We start from the raw sequence: 13,496 nt of genomic DNA, 5'->3' as shown, positions 1-13,496 counted from the left end.
GCTCCTACAGGGTTTGTGTCGGACTATAAATTTCTTAACGACACGAACTTGTAGGAGCCAGCTTGCTGGCGATAGAGCGCAAAGCGCTCTTAAAAAGCCGAATCGTAGGCAAACAACGCCGGCGCCCCACCGGTGTGCAGGAAAATGATCGGCCCCTCATCAAAACGCTGACGCCCAATCCCGTCCAGCAACCCCGCCATCGCCTTGCCGGTATACACCGGGTCCAGCAACAAGCCTTCCTGGCTCGCAACCAGTTTTACCGCCGACAACGTCCCGGCATTAGGCTCGCCATAGCGCGGGCCGAAATATTCGTCCCACAACTCAACCTTGAAACTCGCTGGCAGGCTGACGCCCAACAGTGCTGCGGTGCGCTCGGCGAGGCCTTGAACCTTCGGCCGCTGATCTTCTTCGCTGCGCGAAACCGTCACGCCAATCACTGGCAAATCCGGCAGTGCTTCGCTCAACGCGAGCGCCAGGCCGCTGTGGGTCCCGGCGCTGCCCGATGCCAACACGACGGCGGCGAAAGTCAGGCCGGTGTCCTTGATCTGTTCGGCCAATTCCAGCCCGGCGCGAACATAACCCAAGGCGCCCAACGCATTGGAGCCTCCAATCGGCACCAGATATGGCTTTTTGCCGTTGCTGCGCAGGCGTGCGGCCAATGCTTCCAGTTGCTCGTCAGCGTTGTCGAGGTTGTCCACCAACTCGACCTTGGCATCGAACAGGTCAAGCAGCAGCCGATTGCCGTTGCCGACATAGTTGGCGTCTTCGGTGCCCAGAGGATTTTCCAGCAACGCTACGCATCCCAGGCCCAGTTTGGCGGCGAGGGCGGCGGTCTGGCGCACGTGGTTGGATTGCAGCGCGCCGGCGGTGATCAGCGTGTCCGCGCCCTGGGCCAGCGCATCGGCTCCCAGGTATTCGAGTTTGCGCAGCTTGTTGCCGCCCATCGCCAGCGGCGTCAGGTCATCGCGTTTGACGTACACGTCGCGGCCCAGCCAGGCCGACAGGCGTTCGAGTTTTTCCAGAGGGGTCGGGTGGCCGAGCAGATCGAGGCGGTCAAAACGGGCGAGCTGTTGTTTGATCATGGGTCCGTACTGGCGGTGAGAGATGTCAGGACTATAGGCACGCCCAAATGCATGGGCAACCGGCAAGATTACTTATAGCCAAAAGTGCTGAGCACAGCACAATCAGTTCTTAATTCGGTTTCCAGACCTTGCCGTAAAGTAATCGCCGTCAGTGCGGCCAGACAGTCCGGCCGCCCGTGTGGAGTTTTTACCGTGAGCGAGCGTTCCAGCCATTGGCAATTGCAGACCATCGTCAGCCAACTGCGCACGGCGCGTGACGAGTGGCGTGCACAAAACGGCCGCGCCAGCGGCGAGCAGGGTGGCCGCGAGTTGCCTTCCCGAGCGGCCATGGCGGAGATTCTTGAAGCGTTGTGCGGGGCGTTGTTCCCGATGCGCCTGGGGCCGGTCGACCTGCGTGAAGAGAGTGAAGATTTCTACGTCGGTCACACGCTGGACGTCGCGTTGAATGCATTGCTGGGACAGGCACGGCTCGAACTGCGTTACGCCGCCCGCCACAGTGCCTCGGCCGACACTGAAGTCGAAGCCAAAACGATCCAGATCATCCAGGACTTCGCACTCGCCCTGCCGGGCCTGCGCAGCCTGTTGGACACCGATGTGCTGGCGGCCTATCACGGTGACCCGGCGGCCCGCAGCGTCGATGAAGTGCTGCTGTGCTATCCGGGGATTCTGGCGGTGATTCACCATCGCCTCGCCCACCATTTGTACCGTGCCGGGCTGCCGCTGCTGGCGCGGATCAGCGCAGAAATCGCGCACTCGGCGACGGGTATCGACATTCACCCGGGCGCGCAGATCGGCCGCAGCTTTTTCATTGATCACGGGACGGGTGTGGTGATCGGTGAGACCGCGATCATCGGCGAGCGTGTGCGGATTTATCAGGCCGTGACCCTGGGCGCCAAACGCTTCCCGGCGGATGAAGATGGTCAGCTGCAAAAGGGCCATCCACGGCATCCGATTGTTGAGGACGATGTGGTGATTTATGCCGGCGCGACCATCCTGGGGCGGATCACCATCGGCAAGGGTTCGACCATTGGCGGCAATGTCTGGCTGACGCGCAGCGTTCCGGCAGGGGCCAACCTGACACAGGCGAATTTGCAGCATGATGATGGGACGCAGAAGTAAGGCCCGAAAGCTTTAGCGGCCTTCCAGACGCCTTCGCGGGCAAGCCTCGCTCCTACAGGTTTTGTGTCGAACAATAGATCTATGAACAACACAAAACCTGTAGGAGCGAGGCTTGCCCGCGAATGGTTTCAAGCCGATCCGAGACAATGGTATCCACCCAATTCCCCCCTGAACAAATCCCCCAAAACCCCACGTCATACCCATCCTTGAGCTAGCGTACGAACACGACCGCCGAGCCCTGCGATTAGTCCTTAGCCCCCTATCCATGTTTAACTTGAACGCTCATTCAAGTTAAACCGTCGGTTTGCTGCCCGCTCACAACAGGAGGCTTGCCCTTGCCGAGTCCGTTATTGATTGCCCGGTTTCACCCCCTCGAGGTGCACCTTTCATGAGTGCATCGTCCACCCCCGCCAGCGGCCAGATCCGCATGAATCCGCCGGTGTTTTACTTCTCGGCGACGTTTATTTTTCTGTTCGGTATCGTCGTTATTGCCATGCCTGAACAAGCCGGCGCCTGGTTGCTGCAAGCGCAAAACTGGGCGGCCAATACGGTCGGCTGGTATTACATGCTCGCGATGACGCTGTATCTGGTCTTCGTGGTGGTCACCGCCTTGTCTGGCTACGGCAAGATCAAGCTCGGTGCCGACCACGACGAGCCCGAATTCAGTTACCTGTCCTGGGCCGGCATGCTGTTCGCCGCCGGGATCAGCATCACGCTGTTCTTCTTTTGCGTGTCCGAACCACTGACCCATCTGTTGCAACCGCCGCAAGGCGAGGCCGGGACAGCGGACGCGGCGCGCCAGGCGATGCAGATTCTGTTTCTGCATTGGGGCCTGCACGGCTGGGGCGTGTTTGCCTTCGTCGGCATGGCGCTGGCCTACTTCGCTTACCGCCATAACCTGCCGCTGGCCTTGCGTTCGGCGCTGTACCCACTGATCGGCAAACGCATCAACGGCCCGATCGGTTATGCGGTGGATGGCTTCGGCATCATCGCCACGGTGTTCGGCCTCGGTGCCGACATGGGCTTCGGCGTGTTGCACCTCAACTCGGGTCTGGACTACCTGTTCGGCATCGCTCACACCCAGTGGATTCAGGTCGGCCTGATCACGCTGATGATGGGCGCGGCGATCATCGTCGCAGTGGCCGGCGTCGATAAAGGCGTGCGGGTGATGTCCGACATCAACATGCTGCTGGCCTGTGCGCTGCTGCTGTTCGTGTTGTTCGCCGGCCCTACGCAGCACCTGCTCAACACCTTGATCCAGAACCTCGGCGACTACCTCGGCGCCTTGCCGATGAAAAGTTTCGACCTCTACGCCTACGACAAACCCAGCGACTGGCTGGGCGGCTGGACGGTGTTCTACTGGGCGTGGTGGATCGCGTGGTCGCCATTCGTGGGTCTGTTCATCGCGCGGATTTCCCGTGGCCGTACCATTCGCGAATTCGTCTTTGGCGTGCTGTTGATCCCGCTCGGTTTCACCCTGGCGTGGATGTCGATTTTCGGCAACAGCGCCATCGACCAGGTGCTTAACCACGGCATGAGCGCGCTCGGCATGTCGGCCATCGACAACCCATCGATGACGCTGTACCTGCTGCTGGAAACCTACCCGTGGAGCAAAACCGTGATTGCGGTCACGGTGTTCATCAGCTTCGTGTTCTTCGTCACCTCGGCCGATTCCGGCACCGTGGTGCTGTCGACACTCTCGGCCAAGGGCGGCAACCCGGATGAAGACGGGCCGAAATGGCTGCGGGTGTTCTGGGGCGCGATGACCGCGCTGGTCACCAGTGCGCTGCTGTTTTCGGGCAGCATCGATGCGCTGAAGTCAGCGGTGGTGCTGACTTCGTTGCCGTTCTCGATGATCTTGCTGCTGATGATGTGGGGCCTGCACAAGGCGTTTTACCTAGAGTCGCAGAAGCAGATCGCGCAGCTGCATTCCCTGGCGCCGGTGTCCGGATCGCGGCGCGGCGGTTGGCGTCAGCGTTTGAGTCAGGCGGTGCATTTCCCGTCGCGGGATGAGGTCTATCGCTTCCTCGACACGACGGTGCGCCCGGCGATTGAAGAGGTGTCGGCGGTGTTCGTCGAGAAGGGTTTGAACGTGATCACTCAACCCGATCCGGCGAACGACAGCGTCAGCCTGGAAATCGGTCACGGCGAGCAGCATCCGTTCATCTATCAGGTGCAGATGCGTGGCTACTTCACGCCGTCATTCGCCCGTGGCGGCATGGGTCCCAAGCAACTCAACAATCGCCGTTATTATCGGGCCGAAGTGCACCTGAGCGAGGGCAGTCAGGACTACGATCTGGTGGGTTACACCAAGGACCAGGTCATCAACGACATCCTCGATCAGTACGAGCGGCACCTGCAGTTTTTGCACCTGGTGCGTTGAGCTCAGGCCTCGCTGCTCATCACCATGAACAACACCAGCGCCGCCACCGGGATGCTGAACACGATGCTGCCGACCACCAGCTCCGTGGTCACGGACTGGCCGGCGGTGACCACGCCGATGGCGCCGTTGATCATCGTCAGGGCCAGCCACAACACGATGAAGCTGTAGGTCAGCGTCTGGCGGCTGAAGCCGATGTTCTCGCCGATGAACAGCATCAGCGCCAGGAGGACCAGGCCGAAGGTGATGATGATCGTGGTGTGCATGATGCGTTCCTCCCTTCAGAAGTGTGTTGCGTTTGAGGCTGCCTTCGCGGGCAAGTCGAATCGTCGCACCGCTCGCTCCTACAGGAGTGACACCAAACTGTAGGAGCGAGGCTTGCCCGCGAAGGCGTCAATCCTGCCTACATAGCAGCTTAAACCAACCCGCCATTCACCCGCAGAATCTGTCCATTGACCCACGCCGAATCCGGGCCGACCAGGAAAGACACGACACGCGCGATGTCTTCCGGCTGCCCCAGGCGTTCCAGCGGCGGCATCTTGGCGAAGGTCTGGATTTGCTCTTCACTCTTGCCGTGCAAAAACAAATCGGTCGCCACCGGGCCAGGCGCAACGGCGTTGACGGTGATGTTGCGACCGCGCATTTCCTTGGCGAACACCTGAGTCAGGGACTCCACCGCGGCTTTGCTGGCGATGTACACGGCGTAGCCCGGCAGGTTCATGCCGACGGTGCTGCTGGAGAAGTTGATGATCCGGCCGCCACTGTTCAAACGGGTCGCCGCTTCACGCAACGTATTGAAAGTGCCGCGAGCGTGAATGTTGAAGTTCTGGTCGAACAGTTCGTCCGTGTGCTGCGCCAGCGGCATCACTTTGAGGATGCCGGCGTTGTTGATCAGCACATCGACTTTGCCCAGTTGCGTTTCGGTTTCGTCGAACATCCGGCGTACATCGTCGGCATTGGCCACGTCTGCCTTGATCGCTATGGCTTGATGGCCGGCCTGACGCAGTTCAACGACCAGCTTTGAGGCTTCAGTGGCGCTGCTGGCGTAGTTGATGGCGACGGCGAAACCTTCGCTGGCCAGTTGTTTGGCGATCACGGCGCCGATGCCGCGGGAGGCGCCGGTCACGATCGCAACTTTCGAAGTTTGAGTAGTCATGGCGGTGAATCCTTTGAGGGGGTCCGTTTGGGGTGAAGCCAGACTCACATGTTTACTCAGGCTGATAAATGCACGAGAGTTGCCTTGACTGTTCAATAATCGCCAACAATCAAAGGTCGCGAACGCCATGGATCAAGTCAAAGCGATGAAGGTGTTCGTGCGGATCTACGAGCGCAGCAGCTTCACCCTGGCCGCCGAAGACCTGAACCTGCCACGGGCAACCCTGACCCACACGCTGAACCAGTTCGAAGCCTGGCTCGGTACGCGTTTACTGGAGCGCAGTACGCGTAAGGTGCGTCCTACGCTGGACGGCGAGGCGTACTACTTGCGCTGTGTGCAATTGCTGGCGGAACTGGAAGAAGCTGAACTGGCTTTTCGCAGCGTCGCGCCGAAGGGACGATTGCGGGTGGATTTGCACGGCACGCTGGCCAAGAGTTTTGTCATCCCCGCCTTGCCGCAATTCATGGAGCGCTATCCGGACATCGAACTGTCCATCAGCGAGGCCGACCGCTTTGTCGACCTGATCGCCGAAGGCGTCGACTGTGTGCTGCGCGCCGGCACACTCGGCGACTCGGCGCTGATTGGCAAACGTGTCGCCAACCTGCGCCAGATCACCTGCGCCAGCCCGGCTTACCTGCGCAAATTCGGCGAGCCAAAATCCCTCGAAGACCTCAAACATCACCGCGCGGTGAACTACGTCTCGCGCACCACGGCGAAGTTGTTCCCGTTCGAATTCATGGTCGATGGCGAGTTGCAGGAAGTCGCCATCGAGGGCGCGATCTCGGTGTTCGGCGCAGAAATCTACGCCGCCTCGGCCATTGCCGGACTGGGCTTGATCCAGTGCCCGCATTACCGAATGGAAACGCAGATCGCCCAAGGCCTGGTGCAGGAAGTCCTGATCGATACACCGCCGCCACCGATGCCGGTTTCAGTGTTGTATCCGCATAACCGACACATGTCGCCACGGGTTCGGGTGTTTGTGGATTGGTTGGGTGAGGTGTTTGCCGGGGCGCGTTAGCCCCTCGAATCGAAAATATGTGAAACGTTTCAGCATTTCCTCAAGTCCGAGGTTTATCGACGTTTGTCTGGGCGTATGCTGGGCAACTTGCGAAGCAGTCGATACCAACTTCAAGACAGACAAGAGAGGATTCGATGACCTACACCGCTGCCGAAAACCGCTACGACTCCATCCCTTACCGCCGCGTCGGTCGCAGCGGTCTGGTGTTGCCGGCGTTGTCCCTGGGCCTGTGGCACAACTTCGGCGACAGCACGCCGATCGACACCCAGCGCTCGTTGCTGCGCACGGCGTTCGATCTGGGGATCAACCATTTCGACCTCGCCAATAACTATGGCCCGCCGTACGGCAGCGCCGAGACCAACTTCGGGCGTTTGCTGCGTGAAGATTTCAAGCAGTATCGCGACGAGCTGATCATCTCGAGCAAGGCGGGTTGGGACATGTGGCCCGGTCCTTACGGGCAGGGCGGTGGTTCGCGTAAATACGTGCTGGCCAGCCTTGATCAGAGCCTGCAGCGTCTGGGCCTGGATTACGTGGATATTTTCTACTCCCACCGTTTCGACGCGGACACGCCGCTGGAAGAAACCGCCAGCGCACTGGCCACGGCGGTGCAGCAGGGCAAGGCGTTGTACATCGGCATCTCGTCGTATTCCGGGGTGAAAACCCGTGAGATGGCGGCGCTGTTGCAAGAGTGGAAAGTGCCGTTGCTGATTCACCAGCCGGCCTATAACCTGCTCAATCGCTGGGTGGAAAAGGATCTGCTGGATGTCACCGACGAGCTGGGCACCGGCGTGATTGCGTTCACGCCGTTGGCGCAGGGCCTGTTGACCGACAAATACCTCAACGGCATTCCGAAGGATGCACGGGTCAATCGTCCGGGCGGCGGTTCGTTGCAGTCCTCGCACCTGTCGGAGGCCAACATCGCCCATGTGCGTGGGCTCAATGAGATTGCCAAGCGTCGCGGCCAGAGCCTGGCGCAACTGGCGTTGGCGTGGACGCTGCGCGACCCTCGGGTGACTTCGGCGCTGATCGGCGCGAGCCGGCCGGAGCAGATTATCGAGAACGTCGGGGCGTTGAAGAATCTGAGCTTCAGTGCGCAAGAGTTGGCGGAGATTGACCGGTTTGCCCAAGAGGGCGGGATCAATCTTTGGGAGAAGCCTTCGACTGCGGAGTAAGCGTTCGCGCCGGTTTATCTGGCGCCTGCTATATCGCCTTCGCGAGCAAGCCCGCTCCCACATTGAACGCGGTCTAATGTGGGAGCGGGCTTGCTCGCGAAGAGGTCATCAATGTCAATAAAGAACTCCGGGGCTCACCGAAAAAACGGCACATCCCCCAACACCGTCGCCCGCTGCATCACCCGCCGTGCCGGCCGGTAGTCATCCACCGCGTAATGCTGCGTCACGCGGTTGTCCCAGAACGCGATGTCGTCCTGCTGCCAGCGCCAGCGAATGGTGAATTCTGGCCGCGTGGAATGGGCGAACAGAAACTTCAGAATCGCCTCGCTCTCAGTCTCCGACAGCTCATTGATCTTCGACGTAAACCCTTCACTGACGAACAACGAACGGCGCCCGCTCACCGGGTGCGTACGAATGACCGGGTGCGACAACGGTGGATTCTTGCGGCGAGCCTCTTCCCACTGAGTCAATGCTTCAGGCGTGTTGCCATAGCGTTCCAACGGAAACGAACGGGTGAAATCGTGCGTCGCCGTCAGCCCTTCCAGCAGACTTTTCATCGGCGCGGACAGCGCCTCATAGGCCGCAATGCCGCTGGCCCACAACGTGTCGCCGCCAAACTCCGGCAACAGTTTTGCGCTGAGCACTGCGCCCATCGCCGGGGTCGGCAGGAAGGTCACGTCGGTGTGCCAGATCGCGTTGTCGCGCACGTCGGTGACGGCGGTGTCGAGGATCAGCACTTCCGGCTGTTCCGGCACATTCGGGTAGATCGGGTGAATGTGCAGGTCGCCGAAGTTGGCGGCGAAACGCGCCTGTTGCTGCGGCGTGATCGGCTGGTCGCGGAAGAACAAAACCTGATGCTTGAGCAGTGCCTGCTCGATGGCATCACGCTGTTCCAGGTTCAATGGCTGACTGATGTCGATGCCGCTGATTTGCGCGCCGAGGGCGGAGCTGAGGGGGACGATTGTCAGGTTGCTCATGGTGGTTCTCTTCAATCCGGGGTGCCGATCTGTCGGCATGGTCAATGACAAGTCTTTAGTGAGCCTGGCCGTGCCACGGCACCAGTTTGCGTTGCAGCGCACGCAAGCCCATCTCCATGGCGAAGGCGATCAGCGCAATCACCAGAATCCCCAGCACCACCACATCGGTGACCAGGAACTGTGCGGCCGACTGCACCATGAAGCCTAGGCCGCTGGTGGCGGCGATCAGTTCGGCGGCGACCAGCGTTGACCAGCCCACGCCCAGACCGATGCGCACACCGGTCAAGATGTCCGGCAAGGCACTCGGCAAAATCACATGGCGAATCAACTGCGCCCGGGTCGCGCCCAAAGACTGTGCGGCGCGCAATTTGGCCGGGTCGACGGTGCGCACGCCAGTCGCGGTGGCGATGGCGATCGGGGCGAAAATCGCCAGGTAAATCAGCAGGACTTTTGACAATTCACCAATGCCGCACCAGATGACAATCAGCGGCAGATAGGCCAGCGGTGGAATCGGGCGGTAGAACTCGATCAGCGGATCGAGAATGCCGCGCGCAATACGGTTGTGACCGATGGCGATGCCGACCGGCACGGCGGTCAGCACGGCAAAACCAAGGCCCAGGCCGATGCGGCTGAGGCTCGCGCCCAAGTGCTGCCACAACGTCGAATCCATGTAGCCGGTGGTCACCAACAACCAGCCTTTTTGCAGCACGGCGGACGGTGGCGGCAGGAACAGCGGTTCGATCATTCCTGTGGCGGTAACGGCCCACCACAGGGCAACCAGCGCGACCAGGGTCAGCACGCTGATCCAGCGAGTACTGAGGCTGCGCCGAACAGGAATCACCGTCGAACCCGGTTTCACCGTCACGGCCGGAATTTCATAGCTGCTCATGCGCGCTCCTGCCGCGTGGCGGCGCTGCGTTGGGAGAACACTTTGGCGAGTACGTGTTCGCGGGTTTCGATAAAGCGCGGGTCGGATTTGATCGCCCGTGCGGACTCGCCGGCGGCGTAACGCTGACCGAAATCCAGGCTCAGGCGCTCGACGATTTGCCCGGGATTTGGCGCCAGCAGAATCAGGTCTGTGGCGAGAAATACCGCTTCTTCAATATCGTGGGTAATCAGGAATACGGGTTTGGCGGTGCGCTGCCAGACTTGCAGCAGCAGCTCCTGCATCTGTTCGCGGGTGAAGGCATCGAGGGCGCCGAAAGGTTCGTCCATCAGCAATACGCGAGGGTCGGCGGCGAGAGCACGGGCGAGACCGACACGCTGCTTCTGGCCACCGGACAGCTGCCAGATCCGCCGATTTTCGAAACCGGAAAGGTCCACCAGTGCAAGCATTTCCCGAGCGCGGATTTCTCGTTTGTCCCGGGAGACACCGGCCAGTTCCAGACCGAAACCGACGTTGGCCAACACGTCTTGCCAAGGCAGCAGCGCGTCGTCCTGAAACACCACGCCGCGTTCGGCGCTCGGGCCTTTGACCGGCACGCCATCGAGGGTGATGCGCCCGGCGCTGGGCTCGACGAAACCGGCAATCAGGTTCAACAGCGAAGTCTTGCCACTGCCGGACGGGCCGAGGGCGACCAGCAATTGCTGGGGCCCAAGGCTCAAGGAAATATCCGCCAATACCGGTTCCGGGCTGCCGGGGTACTGTGCGCTGATGCGCTCCAGCTGTAGCAAGGCCATCGCAATTAACTCCCGATCAGTTGGTGATGAACTTGGCGCTGACGTACGGCGCGTAGTCCGGCAGCACGGCCTCGACCTTGCCTTGTTCTTTCAGGAACACGGCGGTGTCGGTGATGGCTTTGGTGGTCGGCGCGCCGAGGGTGATCACCTGGTCAGCCGCCAGCGGGTAGACGTTGCCTTGCAGCAGCAGCGGAATGTCGCTGGCCTTGGCACCGGACAGCTTCACCAACTTGTCGACGTTGGATTGATTGGCGAGCCAGGCTTTAGGGTCTTTGCGGTAATCGGCGTAGGCGTCGAGGGTGACTTTGGCGAACGCGGTGACGATTTCCGGGTGCTTCTCGGCGAAGTCTTTACGCACGATCCAGGCATCGAACGTTGGTGCGCCGAACTTGGCCAGTTCGCCGGAGGTGATCAGCACTTTGCCGTTTTCCTTGGCCACGCCGAGCGCGGGGTCCCACACGTAGGTGGCGTCGATGTCACCGCGTTTCCATGCGGCGATGATGGCTGGCGGGGCGAGGTTGAGTACGGTGACTTTCGAAGGGTCGATGTTCCAGTGTTTCAACGCGGCGAGCAGGCTGTAGTGGCCGGTGGAAACGAACGGCACGGCGATTTTCTTGCCGATCAGGTCTTGCGGCGTCTTGATCCCGGAGCCGTCGCGGGCAACCAAGGCTTCAGCGGCACCGATCTGGGTGGCGATGAGGAAGGTTTCAACCGGGACTTTGCGGGTGATTGCAGCCGTCAGAGGGCTGGAACCGAGGTAGCCGATCTGCACGTCACCGGAAGCGATGGCGGCGATGATGTCGGCACCGTTGTCGAATTTGCGCCAGTCGATTTTGGCGTTGGTGGCTTTTTCGTAGGCGCCGTCGGCCTGGGCGACTTTCGCCGGGTCCACGGTGGTCTGGTAGGCGACCGTCACGTCAGCCGCCTGGGCAAAGAAACTCGCCGCAGCCAAAGACGCGGCCGCCAGGAGGCGAAGAGGGAAATGCAGTTTCATTGGGAAGCTCCTTTTCAGGCGGACCGAGAGTCGGCGTGAAAAAGAGACTAAATGATATAAGAATCCGAAAATAAATAACTTTTTCGAATGAGCTTATGAGCGGAAAATTCTAAGCAAGACCGCGGCGCAGCCTTCGCGAGCAAGCCTCGCTCCTACAGGTTGGGGATCGAGTCACAACTGGGTGACCGACACAAAACTGTAGGAGCGAGGCTTGCCCGCGAAAAGATTCGAAGGACCTTCAGAGGTTAGTTGCTGATTGCCAAAATGCTTGCCTGATATGAGCCGACAAACACATCGAAATCGCCGACTTCGTTCTGCTCCAGCTCCACTTGCTCAGCCAGCGAGGAGCGCGCGCGCTCTTCAAATGTTGCCTGGTCTTCGCTGCTCAACGGCTCGCTGCGGAAATATTCCGCATGGGCCTGGCTCTGGCGCAGGGAGAACTGGCTGAAGCTTTCCTTGTGTTCGGCCATTGCGGCCAGCACTTGGGCCGATGGCGTCAGGGACGAATCCTTGACCTTGGCCAGTTGCGCGTCCAATGCCTTGCTGTGCGCATCACCGCCATGGCTCTGATCCAGCAACGCCGCCAGTGGCGCAATCTTCTCCAGCAACTCGCCCGCCCACTCTTTCAGGTCAACCGGTTGACCGTCGCGTTGCAGTTGCAGGCCCGGACGGCGACCCTCCTTGACCACGCTGAGGAAGTTCGATGTCGCGTTGCCGCACGAATTACTGGTCAACAGCGGGCTGTCGTTAAGCGCGCAGTACAGCAGGAACGCATCCAGGAACCGCGACTCGGTCAGGTCGATGCCCATCGGCAGGAACGGGTTGATGTCCAGGCAACGCACTTCGACGTACTGAATGCCACGGGCCACCAGCGCCTGGATCGGCCGTTCGCCGGTGTAGGTCACGCGTTTCGGGCGGATGTTGGAGTAGTACTCGTTTTCGATCTGCAGGATGTTGGTGTTGAGCTGAACCCACTCACCGTCCTGGTGCGTGCCGATTTCGACATACGGCGCATACGGTGTGGCCACCGCTTTGCGCAGGCTGTCGGTGTAGCTCGCCAGGTCGTTGTAGCACGGCGTCAGGCCGGCCTGGGCGTTGCTCTGGTAACCCAGATCGCTCATGCGCAGGCTGGTGGCGTACGGCAGGTACAAGGTGTCCGGGTCCAGCTGTTCCAACTGATGCGTGCGACCGCGCAGGAAACCGGCGTCCAGCGCTGGCGAAGCACCGAACAGGTACATCAGCAGCCAGCTGTAGCGGCGGAAATTACGGATCAGCGCGATGTAGGCCGACGACTGATAGTCGCGGTCAGTACCGACAAAGCCTTCCGCCTGCTTGAGCAGCGGCCAGAGCTTCTCCGGCAGGGAGAAGTTGTAGTGAATCCCGGCGATGCACTGCATGGTCTTGCCGTAGCGCAGGGCCAGGCCCTTGCGGTAGACATACTTGAGCTTGCCGATGTTGGAGGTGCCGTAATAGGCGATCGGAATATCTTCCTCGGCCGGCAACGGGCACGGCATCGATGGACTCCACAGGTACTCGTTGCCGAGCTTGCTGTAGGCAAAACGGTGAATCCTGTCCAGGCTCGCCAGGGTGTCGGCCGGGTCGGGCAGGGCGGGCGTGATGAACTCCAGCAGCGACTCGGAATAGTCGGTGGTGATTTGTTCGTTGGTCAGCGCGGAACCCAATTCTTCCGGGTGCGGCGTTTGCGCCAGGCGACCTTCGCCGGTCACGCGCAGGCATTCACGTTCGATGCCGTGAAGGCACTGTTCGAGCAGAGAGAGGTTAGCGCGCTCGCCGAGCAGAGCCAGGCGGCGGTTGAGAAGTTCGCTCAAGTTGGATTCCTTCACGCGTCAGTCGCCCCAATATGGGGGTGGGCAGGACGGTCTACAAGGGTGAAGTTGAAACTGGCGTTTTCGCCTGG

Annotated in this window: 12 protein-coding genes; 4 read left to right on the top strand and 8 right to left on the bottom strand. The window is 60.6% G+C overall.

Features of this window, described 5'->3' with window-relative positions:
* Nucleotides 1–89: 89 nt before the first annotated feature.
* A complete protein-coding gene (locus tag ACM6IO_RS05680; protein WP_008032477.1) occupies nucleotides 90–1,082 on the bottom strand; it encodes a D-cysteine desulfhydrase in 993 nt (330 codons plus the stop codon).
* A gap of 192 nt (nucleotides 1,083–1,274) precedes the next feature.
* Here ACM6IO_RS05680 and epsC point away from each other — a divergent pair, with 192 nt between their 5' ends.
* Together epsC and betT are read left to right on the top strand one after the other, a co-directional pair.
* On the top strand, nucleotides 1,275–2,201 hold the full coding sequence (epsC, locus tag ACM6IO_RS05675) for a serine O-acetyltransferase EpsC (protein WP_008032476.1): 927 nt from the start codon (nucleotides 1,275–1,277) through the stop codon (nucleotides 2,199–2,201).
* Between the two features lie 427 nt (nucleotides 2,202–2,628).
* Nucleotides 2,629–4,584: a choline transporter BetT gene (betT, locus tag ACM6IO_RS05670; RefSeq protein WP_192227008.1), complete on the top strand. Its 1,956-nt coding sequence runs from the start codon at nucleotides 2,629–2,631 to the stop codon at nucleotides 4,582–4,584.
* A gap of 2 nt (nucleotides 4,585–4,586) precedes the next feature.
* Here the strand turns inward: betT and ACM6IO_RS05665 are convergent, their stop codons facing one another.
* On the bottom strand, nucleotides 4,587–4,847 hold the full coding sequence (locus ACM6IO_RS05665) for a hypothetical protein (protein WP_008032471.1): 261 nt from the start codon (nucleotides 4,845–4,847) through the stop codon (nucleotides 4,587–4,589).
* Between the two features lie 149 nt (nucleotides 4,848–4,996).
* Nucleotides 4,997–5,737, bottom strand: coding sequence for an SDR family oxidoreductase (locus ACM6IO_RS05660; RefSeq protein WP_414911113.1), 741 nt, complete (start codon nucleotides 5,735–5,737; stop codon nucleotides 4,997–4,999).
* Between the two features lie 127 nt (nucleotides 5,738–5,864).
* On the opposite strand from ACM6IO_RS05660, the gene ACM6IO_RS05655 reads away from it, so the two are divergent.
* Together ACM6IO_RS05655 and mgrA are read left to right on the top strand one after the other, a co-directional pair.
* A complete protein-coding gene (locus tag ACM6IO_RS05655) occupies nucleotides 5,865–6,755 on the top strand; it encodes a LysR family transcriptional regulator (RefSeq protein WP_008040163.1) in 891 nt (296 codons plus the stop codon).
* A gap of 134 nt (nucleotides 6,756–6,889) precedes the next feature.
* Nucleotides 6,890–7,927, top strand: coding sequence for an L-glyceraldehyde 3-phosphate reductase (mgrA, locus tag ACM6IO_RS05650; protein ID WP_414911112.1), 1,038 nt, complete (start codon nucleotides 6,890–6,892; stop codon nucleotides 7,925–7,927).
* 134 nt (nucleotides 7,928–8,061) lie between these two features.
* Here mgrA and tauD read toward each other — a convergent pair whose 3' ends face one another.
* The 5 genes from tauD to gshA form a co-directional block, all read right to left on the bottom strand.
* Nucleotides 8,062–8,904, bottom strand: a complete 843-nt coding sequence (gene tauD, locus ACM6IO_RS05645) for a taurine dioxygenase (RefSeq protein ID WP_207285582.1) — start codon at nucleotides 8,902–8,904, stop codon at nucleotides 8,062–8,064.
* A 55-nt stretch (nucleotides 8,905–8,959) separates the two neighbouring features.
* Nucleotides 8,960–9,793 (bottom strand): taurine ABC transporter permease TauC, encoded by an 834-nt coding sequence (gene tauC / locus ACM6IO_RS05640; RefSeq protein ID WP_008032267.1) that lies wholly within the window; start codon nucleotides 9,791–9,793, stop codon nucleotides 8,960–8,962.
* Entirely contained in the window at nucleotides 9,790–10,584 is a 795-nt protein-coding gene (tauB, locus tag ACM6IO_RS05635) for a taurine ABC transporter ATP-binding subunit (RefSeq protein ID WP_008040159.1), read from the bottom strand. The genes tauC and tauB overlap by 4 nt, the downstream gene beginning before the upstream one ends.
* Nucleotides 10,585–10,600: 16 nt before the next feature.
* The gene (gene tauA, locus ACM6IO_RS05630) at nucleotides 10,601–11,578 is read right to left on the bottom strand and encodes a taurine ABC transporter substrate-binding protein (protein ID WP_008032265.1); all 978 of its coding nucleotides are present in this window, start codon (nucleotides 11,576–11,578) and stop codon (nucleotides 10,601–10,603) included.
* A gap of 245 nt (nucleotides 11,579–11,823) precedes the next feature.
* The gene (gene gshA / locus ACM6IO_RS05625; RefSeq protein ID WP_192226737.1) at nucleotides 11,824–13,407 is read right to left on the bottom strand and encodes a glutamate--cysteine ligase; all 1,584 of its coding nucleotides are present in this window, start codon (nucleotides 13,405–13,407) and stop codon (nucleotides 11,824–11,826) included.
* Nucleotides 13,408–13,496 lie beyond the last annotated feature (89 nt).

Origin of the sequence: Pseudomonas sp. IT-P44, from assembly GCF_949768225.1 — a bacterium.
Classification (GTDB): domain Bacteria; phylum Pseudomonadota; class Gammaproteobacteria; order Pseudomonadales; family Pseudomonadaceae; genus Aquipseudomonas; species Aquipseudomonas migulae.
Note: the sequence above shows the minus strand (reverse complement) of the source record. Positions and strands in the feature narration are given on the sequence as shown.